Source organism: Sphingobium sp. AS12 (assembly GCF_019097845.1).
Lineage (GTDB): Bacteria > Pseudomonadota > Alphaproteobacteria > Sphingomonadales > Sphingomonadaceae > Sphingobium.
Genome location: NZ_JAHRGM010000001.1, coordinates 529,834 through 555,003 on the forward strand (window position 1 = coordinate 529,834; position 25,170 = coordinate 555,003).

Annotated in this window: 24 protein-coding genes, 1 tRNA gene and 1 other RNA gene; 15 read left to right on the top strand and 11 right to left on the bottom strand. The window is 63.7% G+C overall.

The annotated features are described in order from the left end of the window. Positions 1–48: 48 nt before the first annotated feature. From KRZ98_RS02670 to KRZ98_RS02695, 6 genes are all read left to right on the top strand, one after another. A complete protein-coding gene (locus tag KRZ98_RS02670; protein ID WP_217672115.1) occupies positions 49–2,517 on the top strand; it encodes a glycogen/starch/alpha-glucan phosphorylase in 2,469 nt (822 codons plus the stop codon). A 21-nt stretch (positions 2,518–2,538) separates the two neighbouring features. Then, a complete protein-coding gene (gene glgB / locus KRZ98_RS02675) occupies positions 2,539–4,698 on the top strand; it encodes a 1,4-alpha-glucan branching protein GlgB (RefSeq protein WP_217672116.1) in 2,160 nt (719 codons plus the stop codon). Between the two features lie 57 nt (positions 4,699–4,755). Beyond that, positions 4,756–6,018: a glucose-1-phosphate adenylyltransferase gene (gene glgC / locus KRZ98_RS02680; RefSeq protein WP_217672117.1), complete on the top strand. Its 1,263-nt coding sequence runs from the start codon at positions 4,756–4,758 to the stop codon at positions 6,016–6,018. Positions 6,019–6,026: 8 nt separating this feature from the next. Continuing rightward, complete coding sequence (glgA, locus tag KRZ98_RS02685) at positions 6,027–7,475, top strand: glycogen synthase GlgA (RefSeq protein ID WP_217672408.1); 1,449 nt, start codon at positions 6,027–6,029, stop codon at positions 7,473–7,475. Continuing rightward, complete coding sequence (gene glgX, locus KRZ98_RS02690) at positions 7,472–9,358, top strand: glycogen debranching protein GlgX (protein WP_217672118.1); 1,887 nt, start codon at positions 7,472–7,474, stop codon at positions 9,356–9,358. The genes glgA and glgX overlap by 4 nt, the downstream gene beginning before the upstream one ends. A 115-nt stretch (positions 9,359–9,473) precedes the next feature. After that, positions 9,474–10,034: a hotdog domain-containing protein gene (locus KRZ98_RS02695; protein ID WP_217672119.1), complete on the top strand. Its 561-nt coding sequence runs from the start codon at positions 9,474–9,476 to the stop codon at positions 10,032–10,034. Positions 10,035–10,087: 53 nt separating this feature from the next. On the opposite strand, the gene KRZ98_RS02700 is transcribed toward KRZ98_RS02695, so the two are convergent. Next, on the bottom strand, positions 10,088–11,254 hold the full coding sequence (locus KRZ98_RS02700) for a hypothetical protein (protein WP_217672120.1): 1,167 nt from the start codon (positions 11,252–11,254) through the stop codon (positions 10,088–10,090). Beyond that, complete coding sequence (locus KRZ98_RS02705) at positions 11,251–11,814, bottom strand: hypothetical protein (RefSeq protein WP_254798031.1); 564 nt, start codon at positions 11,812–11,814, stop codon at positions 11,251–11,253. The genes KRZ98_RS02700 and KRZ98_RS02705 overlap by 4 nt, the downstream gene beginning before the upstream one ends. Before the next feature lie 112 nt (positions 11,815–11,926). Between KRZ98_RS02705 and KRZ98_RS02710 the strand changes: the two genes are divergently transcribed. After that, positions 11,927–12,829, top strand: a complete 903-nt coding sequence (locus KRZ98_RS02710) for a LysR family transcriptional regulator (RefSeq protein WP_217672121.1) — start codon at positions 11,927–11,929, stop codon at positions 12,827–12,829. A gap of 15 nt (positions 12,830–12,844) precedes the next feature. On the opposite strand, the gene KRZ98_RS02715 is transcribed toward KRZ98_RS02710, so the two are convergent. From KRZ98_RS02715 to rpsD, 4 genes are all read right to left on the bottom strand, one after another. Then, positions 12,845–12,920: transfer RNA gene (locus KRZ98_RS02715), tRNA-Lys, on the bottom strand. A 23-nt stretch (positions 12,921–12,943) separates the two neighbouring features. After that, a complete protein-coding gene (gene folK / locus KRZ98_RS02720; protein ID WP_217672122.1) occupies positions 12,944–13,474 on the bottom strand; it encodes a 2-amino-4-hydroxy-6-hydroxymethyldihydropteridine diphosphokinase in 531 nt (176 codons plus the stop codon). 44 nt (positions 13,475–13,518) lie between these two features. Then, complete coding sequence (locus KRZ98_RS02725; protein ID WP_217672123.1) at positions 13,519–13,746, bottom strand: hypothetical protein; 228 nt, start codon at positions 13,744–13,746, stop codon at positions 13,519–13,521. An 80-nt stretch (positions 13,747–13,826) separates the two neighbouring features. Next, positions 13,827–14,441 carry a 30S ribosomal protein S4 gene (gene rpsD / locus KRZ98_RS02730; RefSeq protein WP_119744223.1) on the bottom strand — a complete coding sequence of 205 codons (615 nt, stop codon included), beginning with the start codon at positions 14,439–14,441 and terminating at the stop codon, positions 13,827–13,829. 214 nt (positions 14,442–14,655) lie between these two features. Here rpsD and KRZ98_RS02735 point away from each other — a divergent pair, with 214 nt between their 5' ends. Next, entirely contained in the window at positions 14,656–14,952 is a 297-nt protein-coding gene (locus KRZ98_RS02735; protein ID WP_217672124.1) for a chorismate mutase, read from the top strand. Positions 14,953–15,042: 90 nt separating this feature from the next. On the opposite strand, the gene KRZ98_RS02740 is transcribed toward KRZ98_RS02735, so the two are convergent. From KRZ98_RS02740 to rpiB, 4 genes are all read right to left on the bottom strand, one after another. Continuing rightward, on the bottom strand, positions 15,043–16,098 hold the full coding sequence (locus tag KRZ98_RS02740) for a TrmJ/YjtD family RNA methyltransferase (RefSeq protein ID WP_217672125.1): 1,056 nt from the start codon (positions 16,096–16,098) through the stop codon (positions 15,043–15,045). A gap of 116 nt (positions 16,099–16,214) precedes the next feature. Then, positions 16,215–16,673: a transcriptional regulator NrdR gene (nrdR, locus tag KRZ98_RS02745; protein WP_217672126.1), complete on the bottom strand. Its 459-nt coding sequence runs from the start codon at positions 16,671–16,673 to the stop codon at positions 16,215–16,217. A 130-nt stretch (positions 16,674–16,803) separates the two neighbouring features. Beyond that, the gene (glyA, locus tag KRZ98_RS02750) at positions 16,804–18,105 is read right to left on the bottom strand and encodes a serine hydroxymethyltransferase (protein ID WP_217672127.1); all 1,302 of its coding nucleotides are present in this window, start codon (positions 18,103–18,105) and stop codon (positions 16,804–16,806) included. Between the two features lie 12 nt (positions 18,106–18,117). Beyond that, on the bottom strand, positions 18,118–18,555 hold the full coding sequence (rpiB, locus tag KRZ98_RS02755) for a ribose 5-phosphate isomerase B (RefSeq protein ID WP_217672128.1): 438 nt from the start codon (positions 18,553–18,555) through the stop codon (positions 18,118–18,120). Between the two features lie 102 nt (positions 18,556–18,657). Here rpiB and KRZ98_RS02760 point away from each other — a divergent pair, with 102 nt between their 5' ends. Then, complete coding sequence (locus KRZ98_RS02760; protein WP_217672129.1) at positions 18,658–18,849, top strand: hypothetical protein; 192 nt, start codon at positions 18,658–18,660, stop codon at positions 18,847–18,849. Positions 18,850–19,027: 178 nt separating this feature from the next. Here KRZ98_RS02760 and KRZ98_RS02765 read toward each other — a convergent pair whose 3' ends face one another. Next, entirely contained in the window at positions 19,028–19,684 is a 657-nt protein-coding gene (locus KRZ98_RS02765; RefSeq protein WP_017184627.1) for an alpha/beta hydrolase, read from the bottom strand. Positions 19,685–19,837: 153 nt separating this feature from the next. Between KRZ98_RS02765 and KRZ98_RS02770 the strand changes: the two genes are divergently transcribed. The 6 genes from KRZ98_RS02770 (at position 19,838) to KRZ98_RS02795 (ending at position 25,167) form a co-directional block, all read left to right on the top strand. After that, positions 19,838–20,938, top strand: coding sequence for an aminotransferase class V-fold PLP-dependent enzyme (locus tag KRZ98_RS02770; RefSeq protein ID WP_217672130.1), 1,101 nt, complete (start codon positions 19,838–19,840; stop codon positions 20,936–20,938). Continuing rightward, on the top strand, positions 20,935–22,023 hold the full coding sequence (locus tag KRZ98_RS02775; RefSeq protein ID WP_217672131.1) for a cysteine desulfurase family protein: 1,089 nt from the start codon (positions 20,935–20,937) through the stop codon (positions 22,021–22,023). Before KRZ98_RS02770 ends, KRZ98_RS02775 begins: the two co-directional genes overlap by 4 nt. A gap of 17 nt (positions 22,024–22,040) precedes the next feature. Beyond that, positions 22,041–22,376 carry a 2Fe-2S iron-sulfur cluster-binding protein gene (locus tag KRZ98_RS02780; RefSeq protein WP_217672132.1) on the top strand — a complete coding sequence of 112 codons (336 nt, stop codon included), beginning with the start codon at positions 22,041–22,043 and terminating at the stop codon, positions 22,374–22,376. A gap of 2 nt (positions 22,377–22,378) precedes the next feature. Next, a complete protein-coding gene (gene blaSGM / locus KRZ98_RS02785) occupies positions 22,379–23,353 on the top strand; it encodes an SGM family class A beta-lactamase (protein ID WP_217672410.1) in 975 nt (324 codons plus the stop codon). 57 nt (positions 23,354–23,410) lie between these two features. Beyond that, positions 23,411–23,508, top strand: an RNA gene (gene ffs, locus KRZ98_RS02790) — signal recognition particle sRNA small type. A gap of 48 nt (positions 23,509–23,556) precedes the next feature. After that, the gene (locus KRZ98_RS02795) at positions 23,557–25,167 is read left to right on the top strand and encodes a DNA polymerase III subunit gamma/tau (protein WP_217672133.1); all 1,611 of its coding nucleotides are present in this window, start codon (positions 23,557–23,559) and stop codon (positions 25,165–25,167) included. The last annotated feature ends 3 nt before the right edge of the window (positions 25,168–25,170 follow it).

Consider the following 25,170-nt stretch of genomic DNA (forward strand, 5'->3'; position numbering starts at 1 on the left):
CAGGGGCGCTGTGCCATCATCGCCTGACAGAATAGGGGGACCAGCCGCATGAACCTCAAGGGCCAGACCAAACTTCCCATCCCCGCGCCGCGCCGGGTTGACCCCGAAGTCCTGGCCCATGAGATTGTCGAGCGGCTGACCTATCGCATCGGCAAGAATGCTGCCGCGGCCAAACCGCATGACTGGTTGCACGCTGTCATCCTCTCGATCCGCGACCGGGTGATCGACGCCTGGATCACATCGACCCAGAAAACCTATGAGGAAGAAGGGCGACGGGTCTATTATCTGTCCCTGGAATTTCTGATCGGCCGGCTGATGCGCGACGCAGCGTCCAACATGGAAATGCTGGACGACATGCAGGCCGCGCTCGCGTCGCTGGGCGTCGATATCGACATTATCGCGGCGCTGGAGCCGGATGCAGCGCTGGGCAATGGCGGGCTAGGCCGTCTGGCCGCCTGCTTCATGGAGAGCATGGCGACGACCGACGTACCGGCTTATGGCTATGGTATCCGCTATGTGAATGGGATGTTCCGGCAGGAAATTTCGGACGGCTGGCAGGTGGAACTGCCCGAAACATGGCTGGCACACGGCAATCCGTGGGAGTTTGAGCGGCGCGAGGCGAGTTACGAGGTCGGCTTTGGCGGGCGGGTCGATCCCGCCGAAGGCGAGGATGCCGGACCGAACCAGATGCACTGGCGCCCGTCAGAGCGGGTGATCGCGACCCCCTATGACACGCCGATTGCGGGTTGGCGCGGCAAGCGGGTCAACACGCTGCGGCTTTGGCAGGCGCAGCCGATCGACCCAATCCTGCTTGCCAAATTCAACGCGGGCGATCATCTGGGCGCACTGGCCGAGAGCAATCGCGCCGAATCGCTGACCCGAGTGCTGTATCCTGCCGACAGTTCGGCGGCGGGGCAGGAATTGCGGCTGCGGCAGGAATATTTCTTCTCCTCCGCTTCCTTGCAGGACATCGTCCGGCGGCACATCCAATATTTCGGCAGCATCGTGACTTTGCCGGACAAGGCGGCGATCCAGCTCAACGATACCCATCCGGCTGTGGCGGTGGCGGAGCTGATGCGCATCCTGCTCGACGATCACGGGCTGGATTTTGGCGAGGCGTGGGACATTACCCGGCGCACCTTCAGCTACACCAACCACACGTTGCTGCCCGAAGCGCTGGAAAGCTGGCCGGTGCCATTGTTCGAGCGGTTGCTGCCCCGGCACATGCAAATCGTCTATGCGGTCAACAGTCGGTTGCTGGCGGAGGCGCGCAAGTCCGGTCAGTTTGACGACCATGGGATCGGCGCGATCTCCCTGATTGACGAGGGCGGCGACCGGCGGGTGCGGATGGGCAATCTGGCCTTTGCCGGATCGCACAGCGTCAATGGCGTGTCGGCGCTGCATACCGATTTGATGAAGGTCACTGTCTTTGCCGACCTGCACAATCTTTATCCCACGCGGATCAACAACAAGACTAATGGCGTCACCTTCCGCCGCTGGTTGATGCAGTGCAATCCGGGCCTGTTCGGGCTGATCCGCGAGGCGATTGGCGACCGGTTCATGGACGATCCCGAAGCGTTGCGCGACCTTGATCCCTTTGCCGACGATAGCGCGTTTCAGGAGAAATTCCTGGTCGTCAAGCGGTCGAACAAGGAAGCGCTGTCCAATATCCTGCGGCAGAAGGTCAACGCCCGGATCGATCCGGCTGCGATGTTCGACATTCAGATCAAGCGCATCCACGAATATAAGAGGCAGTTGCTCAACATCGTCGAGGCAGTGTCGCTCTATGACCAGATCCGATCGCACCCGGAAAAGGACTGGGTGCCGCGCGTCAAATTGTTCGGGGGCAAGGCGGCGTCGAGCTATCATAATGCCAAGCTGATCATCAAGCTGGCGGGCGATGTGGCGCGTGCGGTCAATCATGATCCGGCGGTGCAGGGGCTGCTGAAGTTGCAGTTCGTGCCCAACTATAACGTGTCGATGGCAGAAGTGATGATCCCGGCGGCGGACCTGTCCGAACAGATTTCGACCGCGGGCATGGAAGCGTCCGGCACCGGCAACATGAAGTTCGCGGTGAATGGCGCGCTGACCATCGGCACGCTGGATGGCGCCAATGTCGAGATGCGCGATCATGTGGGTGAAGAGAATATCATCATCTTCGGCCTGACTGCGCAGGAGGTGAATGAGCGCCGCGCCAATGGCTATAATCCGGGCGAGGTGATCGGCCAGAGCCGCGAATTGTCGCAGGCGCTCGACGCGATCGCCAGCGGCGTATTTTCGCCCGACGACCCGGATCGCTACAAAGGGCTGATCCAGGGCATCTATGAGCATGACTGGTTCATGCTCGCGGCTGATTTCGACAGCTATTCCGCCGCGCAGCGCAATGTCGATGCGCTCTGGACGGATGGCGCTTTGTGGGCGAAGAAGGCTATCCATAATGTCGCCCGAATGGGCTGGTTCTCGTCGGACCGGACCATCCGCGAATATGCGACCGACATCTGGAAGATAGAGTCATGACCTGGATGCGAGGATAGAGCGGTGTTGACGCCGGAGCAGATTGACCGGCTGATACAAGGTCGCGAGGACGACCCCTTTGCCACGCTTGGCGTGCATCCGGCCGATAGCGGTTTTACCGCCTGCGTTTTATTGCCAGAAGCGGTTGGGGTTACCGCCCAGACGCTGGACGGCAGGCCGGTCGGCGAACTGGCGGCGATCCACCCGGACGGACTGTTTTTCGGCAAGGTGAAAATCCGCAAGCGCCAGCCGCTGCGTTATGTCGCCCATTATGGCGATGGCGGCGACCATGTTATGATCGATCCTTATGGGTTCGGCCCGGTGTTGGGGCCGATGGACGATTATTATTTCGCCCAAGGATCGCACGGGCGGTTGTTCGACAAATTGGGCGCGCATGTCATGACCCATGACGGAGCGACCGGCACGCATTTCGCGGTCTGGGCGCCCAACGCGAAGCGGGTGTCGGTGGTCGGCGACTTCAACCGCTGGGACGGCCGCCGCGCACCGATGCGCCACAGGACAGACGCGGGCGTGTGGGAGATTTTCCTGCCTGATGTCGGACCGGGCAGCGCGTATAAATATGAGATTATGGGCGCGGACGGAGTGGTGCTGCCGCTCAAGGCCGATCCATTTGCCTTCCAGTCCGAATTGCGCCCCTCGACCGCATCGATCGTCGCTGCGCCGCTGGATCACAAATGGGGGGACGCACGGCATAAGGAGCATTGGCAGAAGGCCGATGCGCGGCGCGAGCCGGTGTCCATCTATGAAGTCCATGCCGGGTCATGGCAACTGGACGAGGCCGGCGATTTTCTGAGCTGGGACGAGCTGGCCAACCGGCTGATCCCCTATGTTGTGGGCATGGGTTTTACCCATATCGAATTTCTGCCGATCAGCGAATATCCCTATGATCCCAGCTGGGGGTATCAGACGCTGGGTCTCTATGCGCCGACCGCGCGTTTTGGCGATCCGGCGGGGTTTGCGCGTTTCGTCGACGGGGCGCATCGGGCCGGGATTGGCGTGATCCTCGACTGGGTGCCGGCGCATTTCCCGACCGACGAACATGGGCTGGCCTATTTTGACGGCACGGCGCTCTATGAACATGCCGATCCGCGCAAGGGGTTCCACCCCGATTGGAACACCGCCATCTATAATTTCGGGCGGCGCGAAGTATCGCAATATCTGGTCAACAACGCGCTGTTCTGGGCCGAGCGCTATCATGTCGACGGGTTGCGGGTCGATGCGGTCGCATCGATGCTCTATCTCGATTATTCCCGTCAACCGGGCGAATGGGTGCCCAACGACCATGGCGGGCGGGAGAATGTGGAGGCCGTGGCGTTCCTCCAGCAGCTCAACAGCGACCTTTACGGCACCCATGGCGGGGTGATGACGATCGCAGAGGAATCGACCAGCTGGCCGGACGTGTCGCGTCCGGTGCATACGGGCGGGCTGGGTTTCGGGTTCAAATGGAATATGGGGTTCATGCATGACACGCTGCGTTATTTGCAGCGTGATCCGGTGCATCGTCGCCATCATCATGACGACATCACCTTCGGGCTGCTCTACGCCTTTACCGAGAATTTCGTGCTGGCGCTGAGCCATGACGAGGTGGTGCATGGCAAGGCGTCGCTGCTGCACAAGATGTCGGGCGACGACTGGCAGAAATTCGCGACGTTGCGGGCCTATTATGGCCTGATGTGGGGTTATCCCGGCAAGAAGCTGCTGTTCATGGGGCAGGAATTTGCCCAGCGCGGCGAATGGAGCGAGGAGCGCGCACTCGACTGGCATCTTGTCGATCATGCACCCCATCATGGCGTGCAGCAGCTGGTGAGCGATCTCAACCATCTCTATCGCTCCCGCCCGGCGCTGCACGCGCGCGATTGCGAGCCGGAGGGGTTTGAGTGGGTGCTGGTCGATGCCGCAGCCGATTCCGTCTTTGCCTGGGTGCGGCGCGCGCCCGGCGTCCGGCCGATCGTCGTGATCAGCCATTTTACGCCGGTGCTGCGGCACGGCTACCGGATGCGGCTGCCGTCGGGCGGGCGCTGGCGCGAGATATTGAACAGCGACGCGGCCGATTATGGCGGCAGCAATGCGGGCAATATGGGCATGGTGACGGCGGACGAGGAGGGCTGGGCCAATGTGACCATTCCCCCTTTTGCGACGTTGATGCTGGAACTGGATATTTAACGAAGCCGACGGGCGCGTGCAGGCGACGGACGGGGCAAAGCCAAGGAGAGGCCCGAAATGCAGCAGACACGACATCAGCCGATCGCCCGCGACGCCATGGCCTATGTGCTTGCCGGGGGACGCGGCAGTCGCCTGGCGGAACTGACCGACAAGCGCGCCAAGCCCGCCGTCCATTTTGGCGGCAAGGCGCGGATCATCGATTTTGCCCTGTCCAATGCGCTCAATAGCGGCATCCGGCGGATCGGCGTGGCGACGCAATATAAGGCGCATTCGCTGATCCGCCATTTGCAGCGCGGCTGGAACTTCTTTCGTCCCGAACGCAATGAGAGCTTCGACATTTTGCCCGCCAGCCAGCGCGTGTCGGAAAGCCAGTGGTATGAAGGGACGGCGGACGCCGTGTTCCAGAATATCGACATCATCGAAAGCTATGCGCCCGAATATATGGTGCTGCTGGCGGGCGATCATGTCTATAAAATGGACTATGAGCTGATGCTCCAGCAGCATGTCGACAGCGGCGCGGATGTGACGGTCGGCTGCATGGAGGTGCCGCGCAGTGAGGCGTCAGGCTTTGGCGTGATGCATGTCGATGAGAAGGACTGGATCACCGCCTTCGTCGAAAAGCCGAAAGACCCGCCCGCCATTCCCGGCCAGCCCGACATGGCGCTGGCGTCGATGGGGATTTATGTGTTCCAGACCCGCTTCCTGATAGAACAGTTGCGGCGTGACGCGGACGACCCGGCGAGCAAGCGCGATTTTGGTGGCGATATCATCCCCTATATCGTCAAACATGGCAAAGCGGTGGCGCACCGCTTCTCGAGCAGCTGCGTGCGGGCCGAGAGCGAACTGGTCCCCTACTGGCGCGACGTGGGGACGATCGACGCCTATTGGCAGGCGAGCATCGACCTGACCGATGTGGTCCCCTCGCTCGACCTGTATGATCGCAGCTGGCCGCTGTGGACCTATTCCGAAGTCACCCCGCCGGCCAAATTCGTGCATAATGAGGATGGACGGCGCGGGTCCGCTACATCATCGCTGGTGGCTGGCGGCTGTATCGTGTCGGGATCGTCGCTCCATCGCAGCCTGCTCTTTTCCGGGGTCAAGACGCATAGTTTCTCGTCGGTCACCGACAGCGTCATCATGCCCAATTGCGAGATCGGGCGGGGTGCGCGATTGCATAAATGCGTGCTGGATTCAGGGATCATCATTCCGCCGGGCCTGATCATCGGCGAGCATCCCGAAGAGGATGCGCAGCGTTTTCGCCGGACCGAAAGCGGCATATGCCTAGTGACGCAGCCGATGATCGAGCGGCTGGTGGCTTGAGCGGGCCTGTGGCGATGAAATTGCTGTCGGTCGCGTCCGAAGTCTATCCGCTGGTCAAGACCGGCGGCCTTGCCGATGTGGCGGGCGCGCTGCCCGGCGCGCTGGCGGCGCAGGATGTGATGGTGCGGACGCTGGTGCCGGGTTACCCCGTCGTGATTGCGCGGCTGGGCAAGGCGAAGGTGGTACGCCGTTATGAGGCGCTGTTCGGCGTTCCCGCCACCGTACTGGCCGCCAGCGTCGGCGGGCTGGACCTGCTGGTGCTGGATGCGCCCGATTTCTATGCGCGCGAAGGCGGTCCCTATGGCGATCATGCGGGCAATGAGTGGCCTGACAATTGGCGGCGCTTTGCGGCTTTATCGCAGGTTGGGGCGGATATTGCGGCGGAGGGCGTGAAGGGCTGGCGACCCGATGTCGTCCATGTCCATGACTGGCAGGCGGCGATGACCGCGGCCTATATGCGCTTTGGTCCGGCGGCCAAGGTGCCCAAGGTGGTGACGATCCACAATCTGGCGTTTCAGGGGCGGTTCAGCGCGGACATCTTTGCTGCGCTCGGCCTGCCGCAGGAAGCCTGGGGGGTGGATGGTGTCGAATATTATGGCGGCATCGGCTATTTGAAGGCGGGGCTGGTGTCGGCTGATGCTATCACGACAGTAAGCCAGACATATGCGGAGGAAATTCGTTCGCCCGTCCATGGCATGGGGCTGGACGGGTTGATCAACGGGCGGGTCGACCGGCTGCACGGGATATTGAACGGGGTAGATACCGATATCTGGAATCCGGCAAATGATAGCCTGATTACAAAGGCTTATACGGCGCGCGCGCTGGGTGGTCGGACGGCTAATCGTCGCGCGCTGGAGAGCCGCTTTGGCCTGGATCATGATGGCGCGCCGATCTTCATCATCGTCAGCCGCCTGACCTGGCAGAAGGGGATGGACCTGCTGGTGGGCGCGATCGACCATCTGGTCGGGCTGGGTGCGAAGCTGGCGGTGCTGGGATCGGGCGATCATCCGCTGGAGGGCGCGTTTCTGGGCGCGGCGGACCGGCATCGCGGGCGGATCGGCGTGCAGATCGGTTATGACGAGCCATTGTCGCATCTGATGCAGGCGGGTGGTGACGCGATATTGATCCCGTCGCGCTTCGAGCCGTGCGGGCTGACCCAGCTTTACGCGCTGCGCTATGGCTGCGTGCCGGTGGTGGCGCGGGTCGGTGGGCTGGCCGACACGGTAATCGATGCGAATGAGGCGGCGGTGGCGGCGGGGGCGGCGACGGGCATCGTCTTTGCCCCGTCCGATCCGCTGGCGCTGCATGGGGCGATTGGCCGGACTGTACGGCTGCATGGGCAGCGTCCGGTGTGGCAGGCGATGCAGCGGGCGGGGATGCGCAGCGAGGTGTCGTGGGATCATAGCGCCGCGCGCTATGCGGCGCTCTACCGGGCGTTGCTGGCGGAGGCGGCGTGAGCGGGGGCGGATGTGCGCCGGTCATCGGTGCCACCGCCACCCGCTTTTCGATCTGGGCGCCGGAGGCCGAGCAGCTTTGGCTGTGCCTGTTCGATGATGCCGACCGGGAGCGGCGCTTGCCCATGCTGCGCGGTGGCGATGGCGTATGGCATGTCGAGGCGGCTGGTGTAGGGGCAGGGGCGCGTTATGGCGTGCGGGCGGATGGTGTCTATGATCCGGCTGCGGGGCTGTGGTTTGATCCCGACAAGCTGCTGCTTGATCCTTATGCGCCTGCGATCGACCGGGCGTTCGTCTATGATCCGGCGCTTACAGTGCGGCGCGGAGAGGGGAGCGATACCGCGCCGCTGATGCCGAAAGGGGTGGTGGGTGCACCGATGGCTCCCGTCCCTGTCAAACCGCCGCATTTCGCGCCGGGTGGCTTGATCTACGAATTGCATGTGCGTGGTTTCACGATGCTGCATCCCGATGTGCCGGAAGCGCAGCGCGGGACCATCGCCGCCCTGACCCATCCCGCTGTGATCGCGCATTTGCAGCAACTGCATGTCTCTGCCGTCGAACTGATGCCGATCAACGCCTGGATTGACGAGCGGCATCTGGGTCCGCTCGGCCTCACCAACTATTGGGGCTATAATCCGGTCAGCTGGTTCGCGATCGACCCGCGGCTGGCGCCCGGCGGGATGGCAGAATTGCGTGCTACCGTCGCAGCGCTGCATGAGGCGGGGATCGGTGTGATCCTGGACATGGTCTATAATCATAATGGCGAGAGCGACATCTATGGGCCGACGCTATCGCTGCGTGGCCTGAATGCCCGCGATTATTTCCGCCATGCCGATGACGGGCAGTTGATCAACGATACCGGCACGGGCAACAGCATCGCGTGCAACCAGCCGATGGTGCGTCACCTGATCCTTGAATCGCTGCGCCATTTCGTGACGCAGGCTGGGGTCGACGGTTTTCGCTTCGATCTGGGACCGGCGCTGGGGCGGATGGCGGACGGCTTTGATCCGCACGCGCCGCTGTTGCAGGAGATGCGGGCCGACCCCGTGCTGGCCGACCGGGTGATGATCGCCGAGCCTTGGGACATCGGGCCGGGCGGCTATCAACTGGGGCGCTTTGGCGACGGGTGGCTGGAGTGGAATGACCGCTATCGCGATGACATGCGGCGCTTCTGGCGGGGGGACGTGGGGACGCTGGGCGGCTTTGCGACGCGGCTGGCGGGATCGTCCGATCTGTTTGGCGGCGGCGCGACCCGCAGCGTCAATTTTCTGGCCGCGCATGACGGTTTTACGCTGGCCGACCTGACTGCCTATGAGCAGCGGCACAATCACGCCAATGGCGAGCAGAATCGCGATGGCCATGGCGAGAATCTGAGCTGGAATAACGACGTCGAGGGGGTGAGCGACGACCCCGCCATTATCGCGGCGCGGCGTCGCGACGTGATGGCGTTGCTGTCGACCCTCTTCTGTTCGCGCGGGGCGATCATGCTGAGTGCGGGGGATGAATTTGGCCGCAGCCAGCAGGGTAATAATAATGCCTATGCGCAGGATAATGCCATCGGCTGGGTCGATTGGGCAGGGCGGGACCGGGCGATCGAACGTCACGCCTTTGCGCTGGCGGGGTTGCGGGCGCGCTGTCCCGATTTGTGCGATACGGCCTTGTTGCGCGAGGAGGATGTGGTCTGGCGGGACGAGAGCGGCGACGCGATGACGGTGGCGCAATGGGAGCAGCCGGAGCGGCGTTGCGTCGCGCTTCATTTCCGCAGTTCGGGCTGGACCCTGTGCGTCAATGGCAGTGGAGAGGCGCGGACGTTTCGCCTGAGCGATGGTCGCGCCATGACTGTTGCCAGTCGCAGCCTGTTGGTGGTTGATCCATTGTCTGGCTAAGGCACTTAAGCCTCCCGATAGCTGGGGCTGGAACGAACAAGAGAAAGTTGGCGTGATGTCGGAAAAACGGCCCCCCATGTTTCAAGGCCTTCGGCGCAGCAGGGTCAGGGGACCGATGCCGGATTCGGCCTATCCCGCGATGATCGATACGCTGCGTGATTTTCTGGACGATCTGGCGGGTGCCAGCCTGGACGAAGCGACGATCGCGGCGCTGGCGGCGGACTTGCGCGACTGGCGGGGGCGACTGGCACCGTTGAAAGCAAGTGAGGACGAGCGGATGTTCGGTCGCGTCGATGATGTGCCCGGCCATGGTCAGGTCATGTGTCCGGCCTTTGCGATCGAGGAACAGGATGCCACGTCGATCAGGGCGCAGGTGACATTTGGCGACTATTTTCTGGGCGGCAATGCGGCGGCCCATGGCGGCGCGGTATCGCTGCTGTTCGACGAGGTGCTGGGCATACCGGCCAATTCGGGACCGGGCGGGATGGCGCGTACGGCCTATCTCCACGTCAATTATCGCGCGATCACGCCGATGAACCGGCCGTTGATGGTGACGGCGACCCTTTATGCGGCAGAGGGCAGAAAGCGGTTCGTGCGCGGCGAATTGAAGGACGGCGATCGGCTTTGCGCCGACGCCGAGGGACTGTTTCTGGAGCTGCTGCCCGGCCAGCAATAGGCGGCGGCGGATTGAAGGTGGGGAAGGCGGGGCGCGCCTTCCTCCTTATCGCTTCATTCGGCTGCCTGAACGGCGCTGGCAGGCGTGGCGGTGGCGATCTGCCGGGTTTGCGCCAGCGAACTGCCGAAGCTGTGCAGGCCCAGCGCGTGCAAGCCGCCAAGGCCGCCGCACACGAACAGGATCATGTCCTTTGGTTCCGGAGTCGCATAGACGCGACCATCGCTGCGGATGCGGCCCTGCGCGGCGAGCTGGTCGCGATGCAGCGCCTGGAACCAGTCGGCCGGGACGGCGGCACAGTTCCAGAGAATTTCCTGCACATCCTCGATCGTGGGCAATTCTTTGGCGATGATGTCGGCGCAGATCGGATTGATGCCGATCGTCATTTCCGCATATTCCATCGAGGGTGAATAGCAGTTGGCCCCGGCATAGGAGACGGACTTGCCGATCATCTCCAGAAAGGCGTGCGCGCCCGATGATGTGGTGTCGAGGATGTTCATCGTCCCCATCGTGCTGAAGGCGGTGACGGCGTTGCCGACGATCCCCGCCCGTCGCTCGGCCAGCGGCGCCCAGGGTGATTTTTCCTCCCACTCGCCCATGAGCAGGCCGCCCAGCCGCCCCGGCGACCCGAATGTCGTCTGGGTCGTGACACCGGCAACTTGCCCCGCGACGTTGCGCATGATCAGGCGGATGGCGCGGCCGATGGCATTGGCCCGTGTCGCCACGCCGCCCGCGCAGCCATCGCTGTATGGAATATGCAGCGCGTCTCTGATCGGCCCGTTGACGATGAAGCCGGGATAGACCGGCGCGGTGGTGGCGTTGACGCCATAGAGTTCGAAGTCGGGTTCGGCGATCGCCTCAATCGCGGCGATGATGAGTTCCAGCGAGTCAGCGGGCGCTCCGGCCATCACGGCGTTGATGACGATCTTTTCGACCGTACATTCGGAGCTGTCGGGCATCCGCGCGATCAGTTCGTCGGGATAGCGATCATTTTCCGACAGGATCATGCGGACGCGCGCATCGGTCGGCGGGATGAGCGGCAGGCCGTCGCCCCAGCCCTGCTCCAGCGAGAAGCTGGTGAACGCCTCTATATCATCGTCCGCCGCGACCCGGCGACTGGTCAGCCAGTCGATTTCGCACCCGGCCGGGCCGCAATCGCGGCTGACCAACGTCTTGGGCGCGGTCGTTTTGCGGTTCGATGGCTTGATCAGATGGATGCTCATGCTGCCTTTTCCTCCGCGGTCAGGCTGCCGCCCATGACTTCAAGCAGGCCCGCAAAATAGGCCTGGGCGACAGGATCGACCTCTTCACGCGACAATTCGTTGAGCGGGTAGGGAAGGACATGGACACGCAGCCCCGAACGCCCGCCGCGTGCGGCCAGTTCATGCGCGAAATCCTCGAAATTGCGGGTCGCGATCGCGGTGGTGGCGACGCCAGCATTGGCGGCGGCAATGGCGTCGCGAATGGTCCAGCCGGTGCAGGAGCCGCAATTAGCGAGGCCGACGACAGCGATGTCGATGGTAGCCAGCCATGCTTGTAACGATTGATTTTGCGCCTCGCCTTCTTCGCCCGACCGGTTGGTGGAGCGCCAGAAGGAAACTTCAGCCCCGGCGTTGCGCATTTTTTCCGCCCAGCTTTCGCTGATCCAGTCCCAGCAGCGCCATATCTGGTCGAGGCGAAAGCCGATACGCTTGCCCGCCAGCGCGCCTGCATCGGGACCGGGGCTGGCATCGTCGTCCATCCGTCTGGCGGTGGGATCGAGAACCTTGATAAGCGCCATCATTGACCTCCTCTGTGCGACGGTGCCGGTCCGTCGTCTGTGCAGCTGATGGTTGCAGATGGCCTGTACTGCGTCCAATGTATTTGATAGGCAAATTTAATACGTAGGACGTATCATGCTAGAACTGCGCAATTTGCGGCACATGCTCGCGCTCGCCCGCAGGCTGAATTATGCGCGGGCGGCGGAGGATTTGGGCATCACCCAGCCCAGCCTTACCCGGTCGATCCAGGCGCTGGAGCGGCAATTGGGGGTCCGGCTGTTCGATCGCGACCGCAGCGGCGTCAGCCTGACGACCCAGGGTGGCATGTTTGCGGAGCGGGCGGGCTTCCTGATTGCCGACGCGGACGATCTGGAGCGACAGTCGCAGCGCGGTGCGCAGGGGGAGGCGGGGCGTATCCGGTTCGGCATGGCTCCCATGCCCGCGCGCGCCCTGCTGTCGCGATTATTGCCTGACCGGTTGCAGGCTGCCCCGGAGGTCGCGAACGAGGTGGTGGTGCGCGATGTAGAGGCGCTCTGGGCGCTGCTGCTGGCCGGCGACATAGAATTTTTTATCAGTCAGGACGGCCTGATCCAGGATGTGGAGCAGGCGCGGGTCGAATTGCTGGGGCATTTTCCGCTCAGCCTGATCGTGCGCGCGGGTCATCCGCTGCTGGCAGGAGGCGACGGCGGGCGGCGTTTCCCGGTGCTGCGCTCCAGTTGGGCCGGATTGCCGCTGCCTGACGAGATACAGGCGCATGTCCATGGTTCGCCCAATGTGGTCGAGGATTTTGCGACTTTGGCGGCGGTCACGGCGTCGAGCGATGCGATATGGTTTTCGTCCGCTTATGCGGTTGCCGATGCACTGGCGGACGGAAGTTTATGCGAGTTGCCTCGCCAGCATCCCCAACAGGTTCGGATGGCGATGTACACATTGGCGCGCCGGTCGCTGTCGCCGCTCTGCCAGATCGTGAAGAAGCGCCTGCGCCATCATATCCGGCAGCTGGAAGGGCACAGCGTGATCGACACGGCCGCGACATAGGCGGGGCGGGAGATATGGTGAGTCCAGCTGGGTTCGAACCAGCGACCTACTGATTAAAAGTCAGTTGCTCTACCGACTGAGCTATGGACCCCCGATTGCTGAGGTGCGCTCGCCCTAAAGGGGGCGGCGGGGATGGTCAACCTCTTGTGGCATGGTTTGTTGGGCTTTTTGCAGGCGGGCTTGCAGGTGGCGGATCGTGAGGCCGGATCGGGGATCGCGCCAGGCGGGCGCGATGGCGCGCAGCGGCGTCAGGACGAAATCGCGCGCGGCAAAGGCGGGATGGGGGATGGTGAGCATCGGGCTGTTCCAGACGCCGCCGGACCAGAGGATGATGTCGATATCGACCCTGCGCGCCCCCCAGCGGCGATAGCGGCGGCGGCCCAATGCCTGTTCGATCGACTGGAGCCAGGCCAGCATGGCGGGTGGTTCGAGCGGGCTTTGGACCAGTATCGCGGCGTTGGCGTAGCGGCGGCGGGAGGGGCCGATGGGCGGAGTTTCGATAGCGGGCGACGTTGCCACGATTTGAGCGTGTAGCGCGATTCGCTTGGTTGCTTCCTCCAGCAATTGCCGGGGCGTCAGGCGGGCGGACAGGGCGCGGTTCGATCCCAGGGCCAGCGCGTAGAGATGGAGGGCTGTTTTCGCCATAGGGTTGCGCTTAACGAGGTGGCGGGCGCGTGCAAGCCCGGACGTCAGGACGCCGCTGTCCCGCCTTTGCCATTTTTCGCTGACGCCTTCATTTCTTCGTAAACGGCTTCGCGCGTATCGGCGTCCAATGCCTCAAGATATTTGACGGCGTCCTTGTAGGTCAGGAAGGGCTTGCCATCGGCGGTGATCGGCACGGTGCGGCCATTGTAGATCCGCCGCAGCAGTCGCCTTTGCGTTCGGCCGATGGGCGATGCGCTTTCGGTGTCGGTCATGGTTTTCGTGGCGCCTTCTGCATGAAAAAGGGCGGCTCCTTGCGGGGCCGCCCTTTTTGTAAAGCTTGGGTAGAAGCCGATCAGCGCGAATAGAATTCGACGACCAGATTGGGTTCCATCTTCACCGGATAGGGCACTTCGTCCAGCGTGGGGACACGGACATAGGTGACCTTGGCGGCGCCATCGGGCGAGACATAGTCGGGGATGTCGCGTTCGGCCAGAGCCTGTGCTTCCATCACCAGCGCCATTTCCTGCGCCTTCTTGCCCAGGGTGATTTCGTCGCCCGGCTTCACCAGACGCGAGGCAATGTTGCACTTCACGCCGTTCACATAGATGTGGCCGTGCGAAACGATCTGACGCGAGGAGAAGATGGTCGGCGCGAACTTGGCGCGATAGACGACGGCGTCCAGGCGGCGTTCGAGCAGGCCGATGAGGTTCTGGCCGGTGTCGCCCTTCATGCGGCTCGCTTCAAAATAGTTCTTCTTGAACTGCTTTTCGGTGATGTCGCCGTAATAGCCCTTGAGCTTCTGCTTGGCGCGCAGCTGGATGCCGTAATCGGACACCTTGCCCTTGCGGCGCTGGCCGTGCTGACCGGGGCCATATTCGCGCTTGTTCACAGGCGACTTGGGACGGCCCCAGATATTCTCGCCCATGCGACGGTCGAGTTTATACTTGGCGGCAGTGCGCTTCGTCATCAATAATTCCTTACAAATGCTAACAACTAAGCCCGCCCTGAAAGGGTGAGCATCATTCCCGGTATCGCCTACGTCCGTGTTGCGCTTGTGCGCTCAGGGGCAGGGCCGCCGCTTCACCGGGATGCGGGGCCAATTGCGAAGGCGCGCCTATGGCCACAAGGGGGCGGCATGTCAACCCTCGACAGGGGCTTGAGCGACGCCTAATTGGCGGGGCATGAACCCTGATGATTATAGCAGCATGGTCGAGGTGCGGGCAGGTGTCGATGCGATCGACCGCGAACTGGTCGCGTTATTGGCCCGGCGCTTTGCCCATATGCGCGCCGCCGCCCGGATCAAGCCTGATCGCGGGGCGGTGCGGGACGAGGCGCGCAAGCGTCAGGTGATCGACCAAGCCTGCGCGGAGGCGGCGCGGGTAGGCGCGCCGGTGGAGATTGTCGGCGACCTGTGGGAGCAGTTGGTCGAGGCGTCGATTGCCTATGAGATGGCGGAGTTTGAGCGGACGCGGGGCTAATTTGCCTCCGTTCGTTTTGAGCTTGTCGAGAAAGGTAGCGCGCAGGTTTCTCGACTTCGCTCGAAACGAACGGAGGTGGGGGTGCCAGACCTAGCGTTCGCGCGGGCGGTTGAGGTGGGAGAGGACGCCGCGGAGCGTGCGGACCTCCAGATGGTTCCAGCCCGGCTTGGTCAGCAGGTTGCGCAGCGTCAGCCGGGTCGCATTGGCGCGGTCGGGCGGGAAGAAATAGCCGACCTTTTCCAGCAATGTGTTGAGCTGTTCGATCATCCCTTCCAGCTCTACCTGTGGCGCGGGTTCGCCAAGGTCGGTGATGGTGGGCTGTTTCAGGTCGGCCTGTTTGGACCATTCATAGGCGCACAATATGACCGCCTGTGCGAGGTTTAGCGACCCGAATTCAGGATTGATCGGGACCGTGAGAATCTTGCGGGCGAGCGCGACATCCTCTGTCTCCAGCCCTGAGCGTTCCGGCCCGAAAATATAGGCGCAGCGGCCCTGTGCGGCGTGGATTTCGCGGGCGGCTTCCTCTGGCGTCACGACCGGCTTGGTCACGCCGCGCTTGCGCACGGTGGTGGCATAGACATGGGCGCAGTCGGAGACGGCTTCGGCGAGCGTTTCAAAGACCTGCGCCTGATCGAGAATGAAGTCCGCGCCGGCTGCGGATGGGCCAGCATCGGGGTTGGGCCAGCCATCGCGGGGCGAAACCAGCCGCATTTCGGTGAGGCCGAAATTGAGCATGGCGCGGGCGGCCTTGCCGATATTCTCGCCCAGTTGCGGGCGGACGAGGACGATGACGGGGGGAGGGGGGGAAGCTGTCATTTCAATACCGTTCGTCCTGAGTAGGGGCTGAGCCTGTCGAAGCCCCGTATCGAAGGATTTGCGCGCGGCCTGCCGGATGGTATCCCAGTCTCCCGCGATCAATCCTTCCTTCTTTTTGCGCGACCAGCCCTTGACCTGCTGTTCGGCGGAAAGCGCTTCGTCCCGCGTCCCGAAATCCTGGCTCCAGACCAACGCGACCGGGCGACGGCTCTGCGTGTATCCCGGAATCTCGCCCGACTGGTGCTGGGCGATGCGTTGCTCCAGATTATCGGTGTGGCCGATATAATAGCTGCCGTCGGCGCAATGCAGCATATAAGTGTGAAACGTCATTGCGCGGTCCTTCGATACGCCATTTCGACTCCGCTCAATGGCTACTCAGGACGAACGGAGTTGGGAAGGCAGCGAACAGTGGGGATGTAGTTGGGGCGAACGCGGATGGAAGCCCATCACCCGCCCACTTCCTTCACTGTACTGGCAAATTCCTCGAAATCCTTCGCGTCGCTGAAGTCCTTATAGACGCTGGCGAAGCGGATATAGGCGACGCTGTCCAGGCGCTTGAGGCCTTCCATCACCAGTTCGCCGATGGCGCGGGCGGGGACTTCGGTGTCGCCGCTGGTTTCGAGCTGGCGCTGGATGCCGGAGATGAGTTTTTCGATGCGGCTGGGGTCGATCGGGCGCTTGCGGCAGGCGATGCCGATCGAACGGGCGAGCTTGTCGCGCTCGAACGCTTCCTTGCGACCCTCGCTCTTGACCACCCAGATGTCGCGCAACTGGATACGCTCGAAGGTGGTGAAACGCGCGGCGCAGGCTTCGCACTGGCGGCGGCGGCGGATGGCGTTGCCATCTTCCGTCGGCCGACTGTCCTTCACCTGGCTGTCCTCATGGGCGCAGAAGGGGCAGCGCATTCACATTCTCCCACAAGTTCTCCCTCTCGCTCGCGGGAGGGGGCTAGGGGGTGGGCCTGTCCTAACGCTGCCTAAGCCGGACAGGCCCCACCCCAACCCCTCCCCTGAAGGAGAGGGGCTTTCATGTTGCTCAATAAATCGGGAAGCGGCTTGTCAGAGCCAGCACCTTTTCCCGCACATGGGCTTCGACCTGGCCGTCGCCTTCGTCGCCATTGCGCTTGAGGCCTTCGACGACCTGCGCGATCAGCTGGCCGATCTCGCGGAACTCCGCTTCGCCAAAGCCGCGCGTGGTGCCGGCGGGGGTGCCGAGGCGCACGCCGGATGTGACGAACGGGCTGGCGGTGTCGAAGGGCACATTATTTTTGTTGCAGGTGATGAAGGCGCGGTCGAGTGCCTTTTCAGCCGCCTTGCCGGTGGTGTTCTTGGCGCGCAGATCGACCAGCATCAGGTGATTGTCGGTGCCGCCCGACACGATCGACAGGCCAGCGTCCGCCAGCGTTGCGGCCAGCGTCTTGGCATTGGCGACGATCTGGTGGGCATAGGCCTTGAACTCAGGGCTGAGCGCTTCCTTGAAGGCCACGGCCTTGGCCGCGATGATGTGCATCAGCGGGCCGCCCTGCATACCGGGGAAGATGGCGCTGTTGATCTTCTTGGCGATCGCTTCGTCGTTGCACAGGACAATGCCCGACCGCGGGCCACGCAGCGACTTGTGGGTCGTGGTGGTGGTGACATGGGCGTAAGGGACGGGCGAGGGATGCGCGCCGCCCGCGACCAGGCCGGAGAAGTGCGACATATCGGCGAGCAGATAGGCACCCACTTCGTCGGCGATTTCGCGGAAGCGGGGGAAGTCCCAGACGCGCGAATAGGCGGTGCCGCCGCAGATGATGAGCTTGGGCTTGCACTCGCGGGCGATGCGGGCGACTTCGTCCATGTCGATCAGATGATCGTCGGCGCGCACGCCATAGGGGACGGGGTTGAACCATTTGCCGCTCATATTGACCGGCGAACCGTGGGTCAGGTGGCCACCCGACGACAGGTCGAGGCCCATGAAGGTATCACCCGGCTGGAGCAGCGCCAGGAACACGGCCTGGTTCATCTGGCTGCCGCTGTTGGGCTGGACGTTGGCGAAGTTGGCGCCGAACAATTGCTTGGCGCGCTCGATCGCCAGCGTTTCGACGACGTCGGCATATTCGCAGCCGCCATAGTAACGCTTGCCCGGATAGCCTTCGGCATATTTGTTGGTGAAGATGGAGCCGGCTGCTTCCAACACGGCTTTCGAAACGATATTTTCGGACGCGATCAGTTCGATCTTGTCCTGCTGGCGCTTCAGCTCGTTACCGATTGCGCCGAAGATTTCCGGGTCCGCGCTGGCGAGGCTTTCGCTGAAAAAGCCGTCCTGACGGATGGCGGGGGCGAGGGTGTCGATGCTCATCGAAGAGTCCTTTCAGAGCGCGGGCTGGGAGAGTTTTTCGACGCGGCCAGTGTGGCGGCCTCCGCCAAAATCGGTGGTGAGGAAGGCGGTGACGCAGGCCTTGGCCATGTCCACACCGGTGAGGCGCGCGCCCATGGCGAGGACATTGGCGTCATTATGTTCGCGGCTGAGCGCGGCAGACAGTGGTTCGCCGACCAGCGCGGCGCGGCAGGCCGGGTTGCGATTGACCGCGATGGAAATGCCGATGCCTGATCCGCAGAGCGCAATGCCGCGTTCCGCTGCGCCGGACGCTACGGCTGTCGCCAGCTTGTAACCATAATCGGGATAGTCGACCCGGTCGGCAGTCGCGGGGCCAAGGTCGGCGACGTCATGCCCTTCGTCGCGCAGCCACTGGGCGAGTTCCGCCTTCAGGTCGATGGCGGCATGATCGGAAGCGATGGCGATTTTCATATGGAATGCGTCCCTTCACCACGGGGGTGATTCGTTCCCGCGCCTCATAGGGGGTGAGGGCGGCAATTGCCACCTTGGACCGCCGCCCTTATGGGAAGGGGCATGACAGGCACGATTTTATCTATCTTGATGCTGGCCGGGCTGCTGCTGACCGGCGGCGGGCTGTATGTGATGCTCAAATTGCGGGATCGGAAACGGGGCGCGCTGATGATCGTCGCGGGGCTGGTGATGTTCGGCAATGTCGCGATCACGGCGATTCCGGGGCCGGATCTGCCTGGGCTGGAGCAGCGCTGAGCCGCAAGGGCAAGGCCGACCAAGGGGCAAACGGCCTGTTTTAACACCGTTCGGGCTGAGCGAAGTCGAAGCCCTGCACTGAGCGAAGCGAAGTGGCTTCGGCTGCGCTCAGCCAAGCCCTTCGACTTCGCTCAGGGCGAACGGCATAGGGCGTGGCCCCCCTTGCCTCCCACTATCCTCAGCGGATCGGCGAGTCCGGGGACAGGCGCATGTCGAGATAATTGTCGACCGACTTCATCAGCTGGTCGAGTTCATGTTCGAAGAAATGGTTGGCGCCACGGATTTCGTCGTGGTGGATTGTGATGCCCTTTTGCGTGCGCAGCTTGTCGACCAGTTTCTGCACGGCGCTGGCGGTTACAACTTCGTCCGAGGTGCCCTGCACGATGATGCCCGACGAGGGGCACGGCGCGAGGAAGGAAAAGTCGTACATATTGGCGGGCGGGGCGACCGAGATGAAACCGCGGATTTCCGGGCGGCGCATCAGCAGCTGCATCCCGATCCAGGCACCAAAGGAGAAGCCCGCGATCCAGGTGGTCTGCGCTTCGGGATGGAAGCTCTGGACCCAGTCGAGCGCTGCTGCGGCGTCGGACAATTCACCGATGCCGTTGTCGAACGTGCCCTGGCTGCGGCCAACGCCGCGGAAGTTGAAGCGCAGCACGGCAAAGCCGCGCTTCACGAAGGTCTTGTATAGCGCCTGGGTGATGCGGTCGTTCATCGTGCCGCCGCCCTGGGGGTGCGGGTGCAGGATCATGGCGACCGGCGCACGCGGGCGGGGCGGGGGGCTGAAGCGGCCTTCGAGGCGACCTTCGGGTCCGGTAAAGATTACGTCGGGCATGGCACCTGTTATCGTTATGGCCACCGATCACCTTGTGTCAGGTCGGCGGGCGGTGGCAAAAGGAGGCGCGCCGCGCCAGAAGCTGGCGCTTCGCGGCAGACCGCCTATATAGAAGCCGCCGCTATTTCCGCAATCAATGAGTAGCATCGCATCGTGGCTGCCCAACGCCTCTATCTTGATCATGCCGCGACCACGCCGATGCTGCCCGCCGCCAAGGCGGCTATGGTCGATGCGCTGGAGTACTGGGCCAACCCGTCCAGCCCCCATGCCGACGGACGCGCGGCTCGTGCGATGCTGGAGACGGCGCGGGCGCGGATGGCCGAGGCGCTGGGGTGGCGGGGGCATGTGATCTTCACGTCCGGGGCGAGCGAGGCGATCGCGATTGGGCTGACGCGCGCGAAGGCGGCGCGGGTGGTGACGTCGTCGGTCGAGCATGATTCGGTGTTGCGGGTGACGGAGGACGCGGAGCGGCTGGGGGTGGATGGGGATGGATGCGTTTTCATGCTTCGTCATCCCGGCGAAAGCCGGGACCCCGCTTCTTTTGCAGCGTTTGTAGAAAAGAGAGATCCCAGCGTTCGCTGGGATGACGTTGCCCTTGCCATCCAGCACGTCAATAATGAGACCGGGGTGATCCAGCCGCTCGATGGGCTGGATCGCGACGGGGCATTGCTGTTCGCCGATTGCGCGCAAAGTGCTGGCAAGCTGCCGCTGCCGGACGCGGATATGATCGCGATCAGCGCGCATAAATTTGGCGGGCCGCCGGGGATTGGCGCACTGCTGGTGCGCGACTTGGGGCTGCTCCATGCCAAGGGCGGGCAGGAGCAGGGCTATCGGGCGGGGACCGAGAATTTGCCGGCCATATTGGCGATGGCAGCCGCTTTGGAGGCGCGGACGGATTGGTTGCCGGCTGCCGCGAAGCTGAGGGCGCGGCTGGACGCGGGTATCGAGGCAGCGGGCGGGCAAGTGGTCGCGCGCGATGCGGCGCGAATTCCGGCCATCGCCAGCTACCGGATGCCGGGCCTGTCGGCGCGGGCGCAGCTGATTCAGTTCGATCTGGCGGGGATTTCGGTGTCGGCGGGCAGCGCTTGCTCGTCGGGATCGCTCAAGACCAGCCATGTGCTGCACGCGATGGGATGGGACGAGGCGGCGGCGAGCGAGGTGGTGCGGGTGAGTTTCGGGCCGCAGACAGGCGAGGCGGATGTCGAGCGGTTCCTGGGCCAGTGGGTCGCCATGGCCGCGCGGGTGCGGCGATGATTTATCTGGATTATCAGGCGACAACGCCGCTGGCACCCGAAGCCTTTGACGCCATGGTCCCGTTGTCGCGCGACCAGTTTGCCAATCCGCACAGCGCGCATCGGTTGGGTCGGGCCGCCGCTGCTCATGTGGAGGTAGCGCGCGAGGAGATTGGCCGGTTGTTGCCGAGTGGCGGGCGTTTGCTCTTTACGTCCGGGGCGACCGAGGCGCTGAATATCGCGATACAGGGTGCGCCGTCGGGGGACATCGTGACGATCGCGACGGAACATGCCGCGGTGCTGGATACGGTGGAAGCGTTGCGTCGCGCGGGGCAGACGGTCACGGTGTTGCCGGTCAAGAAGGACGGTATAGTCGACATGGATGCCGCTGCGCAGGCGATCCGTCCGGGTGTCGCTTTGGTGGTGGCGATGCTGGTGAATAATGAGATTGGCGTGATCCAGCCGGTCGCGGCACTCGCCGACCTTGCGCATGAGGCAGGCGCGCTGTTCCTTTGCGATGCTGTGCAGGGCTATGGCCGGGTGCCTATCCCCGACACATGCGACATGGTGGCGATCAGCGCGCACAAGATTCATGGTCCCAAGGGGGTGGGCGCGTTGTGGCTGCGCGACGGGGTGAAGCCTGCGCCGCTGATCCATGGCGGGGGACAGGAGGGCGGCTTGCGATCGGGCACGCTGTCGCCTGCGCTGTGTGCGGGGTTTGGCGTGGCGGCGCGGTTGATGCGGGAGCGGGCTGGGGCTGATCGCGCGCATGTGGAAATGTTGGCCGCGATGGCGCGTCGCCTGTTTGCCGACTGGACGATCAATGGCAGTGCGGACGCGCGCTATCCCGGCAATCTGAACCTGCGGCGCGACGGGATCGACGGGGCGCGGCTGTTGTCATATTGCCGCAATATTGCTTTTTCGTTGGGAAGCGCTTGCGCAAGCGGGTCCGGGCGGCCTAGCCATGTGCTGCGCGCACTGGGCCTGACAGACGCACAGGCGCGTGGATCGGTGCGGATCGGCTTTGGCTGCTACACGACGCCGGCCGAACTGGAGAGCGCTGCGGAGGCATTGAACAGGGCGGCAGCCGCACAAGCGGCGCTGTAGCAGGGAGCGTCGCGTCAATGACCAGGATCATTTTCATCAGCGCCGATGGCGAGCGACGGCAGGAAGTCGATGCTCCGGCGGGATCGGTCCTGCTGGATGTGGCGCAGGCAGCGGGCCAGCCGCTGGAGGGGACGTGCGAAGGCCAGATGGCCTGTTCCACCTGCCATGTCATCGTCGATGCGGCGGACTTTCCTCGCCTGCGCCGGGCGAGCGAGGATGAGGAGGATATGCTGGACCTGGCCGCCGCTGCCACGCGCACCAGCCGCCTGTCCTGCCAGATCGTGCTGGCGGAAGGGCTGGAGAGCCTGACCGTCCGTATTCCGTCCGAAGCCTATAATATGCAGGGCATGTGAGGATCATCGTGCGTGGACCTCTTCGCATCGCCGCGCTGACCGCGATCCTGTGCCTGACCGCGCCGACGCTGGCCGCGCCGAAGAAAAAGGCGCCGGAGCCGGTGCCGACCGGGCGGCTCGATTCGCTGATGCCGCCGCCACCGCGCTATTTGGTGCCGCAATCGGCGCTGGCGTCGGTGCGCAATCCCAAGACGATCGAGGAGGAAACTGGCGGGCGTCTGGGCATCGCGCTGGTGGACAGCAAGGGTGCGCTGATCCTGGGCTTCAACCGGGACGAACGGTTTGCGCTCTGTTCGACCTTCAAGGCACCGCTGGCTGCTGCCGTGCTGATCGGCGCGGAGGGTGGCAAATTCGGGCTGGAGGGGGAAATCCCCTTCGGCAAGGACGACATCCTAGATTACGCGCCGGTGGTGAAGAAGAATAAGAAGCGCGGCCGCATGAGCATGGCCGAACTGGCGCAGGCGGCGGTCGAGGTGAGCGACAATAGCGCGGCGAACCTACTGCTGCCGATGCTGGGTGGGCCAGAGGGGCTGACGGCGTTTATGCGCGCGCATGGCGACAGCGTGACCCGGCTCGACCGCAACGAACCGGCATTGAATGAAAATGCGCCGGGTGATCCGCGCGATACGACGACGCCCGCCGCGATGGCCGGGCTGATGGGGCGGCTGCTGTTTCGCGACATGCAGGGGAAGAGCGCCGATACGCTGCGCGGTTGGCTGAACGCCAGCAGCACCGGCGACAAAAGGATCAAAGCTGGCCTGCCCGAAGGTTGGACGTCGGGCAGCAAGACCGGGACATGCGGCACCGCCTATAATGACGTGGCGCTGGTGAAGGCACCGTCGGGCGAGGAATTTATATTAGCCATCTATCTCGATCGCCCGACCGTGGACGCCAAGGCTGCGGAAGCGGCAATCGCACAGGCGGCGCAGGCGGCGCTCGATTTTCTGGCCAAGGCGCAGAAGAGCGGGCTGGACTGACGAACGGATGTGGTGTGTGGCCCCTTGCCATCCCCATCCTTCTTCGCCATATGCCGCGCCGGGAGTCGGGCGGACGAGGTCGTCGCCAACCTGGTCAGGTCCTGACGGAAGCAGCCACAGTGATTTTGCCGCGGGTCGTTCCGGCTCCCACCTTCCCATCATCCCGCTTCGACAATAGCCATCCGAACGGCTAGACAATCCTCATGTCCGATTCCCCCCAGCCCTATCGCGTTCTTGCGCGCAAATATCGGCCGCGCAATTTCCGTGAGCTGATCGGACAGGACGCTATGGTCCAGACGCTGGGCAATGCGATCAAGCGGGGGCGGCTGGCCCATGCCTTCCTGATGACGGGGGTGCGCGGGGTCGGCAAAACGTCGACCGCGCGGCTGATCGCCAAGGCGCTGAACTGCATTGGCGAGGACGGGCAGGGCGGGCCGACGATCGATCCTTGCGGAGTTTGCGAGCCGTGCCGTGCTATTGCCGAGGGGCGGCATATCGACGTGGTCGAGATGGACGCGGCCAGCCATACCGGCGTCGATGATGTGCGCGAGATTATCGAGGCGGTACGCTATGCCGCCGTGTCGGCGCGCTACAAGATCTACATCATCGACGAAGTGCATATGCTCTCCAAAAATGCGTTCAACGCGCTGTTGAAAACGCTGGAGGAGCCGCCTGCCCATGTGAAATTCCTGTTCGCCACGACCGAGGTGAACAAGGTGCCGGTGACGGTGCTGTCGCGTTGTCAGCGGTTTGATCTGCGGCGGATTCCGGCTGAGTTGCTGGCGGGCCATTTCGCCCATGTCGTGGAGGCCGAGGGCGTCGCGGCGGAGGCGGATGCGCTGTCGCTGATTGCGCAGGCGGCCGAAGGATCGGCGCGCGACGGGCTGTCGATTCTGGATCAGGCCATTGCCCATGCCGAGATGGGCGAGGGCGAGCCGATGGTCACCGCGACCCAGGTGCGCGACATGCTGGGCCTGTCGGATCGCGGATCGGTGCGCCGATTGCTGGGGCTGTTGCTGGAGGGGGATACTGCCGCTCTGCTGGGCGGGGTGCGCGATCAATATGCGCTGGGGGTCGAGCCGCTGGCGCTGATGCGCGGCCTGCTGGAACTGGTCCATGCGGTGACGCTGGTGAAGGCGGGGCGCGACATTGCCAGCCCCGGCCAGTCCGCCGAGGAGCGGGGGGCGCTGGCCGACTGGGCTTCGCAACTGGGCTTCGCGCCGTTGCATCGGCTGTGGCAGTTGCTGCTGAAAGGGCATGACGAGGTGGCGGGCGCGATCCTGCCGATCGAAAGCTGCGAAATGGCGCTGTTGCGGGTGATGCACGCGGCGACCATGCCCGATCCGGGCGAACTGGCGCGGCTGCTGCGCGAGGGCGGGCCTGTCATTGCTGCGCCATCGGGAGCGGTTGCTTCGGCTCCGGCGGCTGGCCCGGCGGCGAAGCTGCCTGCGAGTTTCGAGGATCTGATCGAAGCGTTGTGGCAGAAGGGCAAGGGGCAGCTGGCGCAGGAACTGCATGATTGTGTCGGGCTGGTCCGCTATGCGCCGCCGGAAATCGACTATCGCGCGACGCCGCAATTGCCGTCCGACTTCGCCGCGCGCCTGACCCAGGCGTTGCGCGAGATGACGGGGATCGGATGGCGCGTGACACCCAGCGACGCGGCGGCACAGCCGACCTTGCTGGAGCGCGAGGAAGCGGCCAAGGCGGAGGTCCGCGCCGACATATTGGAAATCCCGGTGGTCAAGGCGGCGATGGCCGCTTTCCCCGATGCTGCGCTGGTCGAAACCGACCAGCCGGAACAATGGAGTGCATGACGC

What these genes read in the sequence shown, in the direction of transcription:
- KRZ98_RS02670 (WP_217672115.1), top strand. Translation starts at nt 49, where the DNA reads ATGAACCTCAAGGGCCAGACCAAACTTCCCATCCCCGCGCCGCGCCGG.
- glgC (WP_217672117.1), top strand. Translation starts at nt 4,756, where the DNA reads ATGCAGCAGACACGACATCAGCCGATCGCCCGCGACGCCATGGCCTAT.
- KRZ98_RS02695 (WP_217672119.1), top strand. Translation starts at nt 9,474, where the DNA reads ATGCCGGATTCGGCCTATCCCGCGATGATCGATACGCTGCGTGATTTT.
- KRZ98_RS02700 (WP_217672120.1), bottom strand. Translation starts at nt 11,254, where the DNA reads ATGAGCATCCATCTGATCAAGCCATCGAACCGCAAAACGACCGCGCCC.
- KRZ98_RS02705 (WP_254798031.1), bottom strand. Translation starts at nt 11,814, where the DNA reads ATGATGGCGCTTATCAAGGTTCTCGATCCCACCGCCAGACGGATGGAC.
- KRZ98_RS02710 (WP_217672121.1), top strand. Translation starts at nt 11,927, where the DNA reads ATGCTAGAACTGCGCAATTTGCGGCACATGCTCGCGCTCGCCCGCAGG.
- folK (WP_217672122.1), bottom strand. Translation starts at nt 13,474, where the DNA reads ATGGCGAAAACAGCCCTCCATCTCTACGCGCTGGCCCTGGGATCGAAC.
- KRZ98_RS02725 (WP_217672123.1), bottom strand. Translation starts at nt 13,746, where the DNA reads ATGACCGACACCGAAAGCGCATCGCCCATCGGCCGAACGCAAAGGCGA.
- rpsD (WP_119744223.1), bottom strand. Translation starts at nt 14,441, where the DNA reads ATGACGAAGCGCACTGCCGCCAAGTATAAACTCGACCGTCGCATGGGC.
- KRZ98_RS02735 (WP_217672124.1), top strand. Translation starts at nt 14,656, where the DNA reads ATGAACCCTGATGATTATAGCAGCATGGTCGAGGTGCGGGCAGGTGTC.
- KRZ98_RS02740 (WP_217672125.1), bottom strand. Translation starts at nt 16,098, where the DNA reads ATGACGTTTCACACTTATATGCTGCATTGCGCCGACGGCAGCTATTAT.
- nrdR (WP_217672126.1), bottom strand. Translation starts at nt 16,673, where the DNA reads ATGCGCTGCCCCTTCTGCGCCCATGAGGACAGCCAGGTGAAGGACAGT.
- glyA (WP_217672127.1), bottom strand. Translation starts at nt 18,105, where the DNA reads ATGAGCATCGACACCCTCGCCCCCGCCATCCGTCAGGACGGCTTTTTC.
- rpiB (WP_217672128.1), bottom strand. Translation starts at nt 18,555, where the DNA reads ATGAAAATCGCCATCGCTTCCGATCATGCCGCCATCGACCTGAAGGCG.
- KRZ98_RS02760 (WP_217672129.1), top strand. Translation starts at nt 18,658, where the DNA reads ATGACAGGCACGATTTTATCTATCTTGATGCTGGCCGGGCTGCTGCTG.
- KRZ98_RS02765 (WP_017184627.1), bottom strand. Translation starts at nt 19,684, where the DNA reads ATGCCCGACGTAATCTTTACCGGACCCGAAGGTCGCCTCGAAGGCCGC.
- KRZ98_RS02775 (WP_217672131.1), top strand. Translation starts at nt 20,935, where the DNA reads ATGATTTATCTGGATTATCAGGCGACAACGCCGCTGGCACCCGAAGCC.
- KRZ98_RS02780 (WP_217672132.1), top strand. Translation starts at nt 22,041, where the DNA reads ATGACCAGGATCATTTTCATCAGCGCCGATGGCGAGCGACGGCAGGAA.
- KRZ98_RS02795 (WP_217672133.1), top strand. Translation starts at nt 23,557, where the DNA reads ATGTCCGATTCCCCCCAGCCCTATCGCGTTCTTGCGCGCAAATATCGG.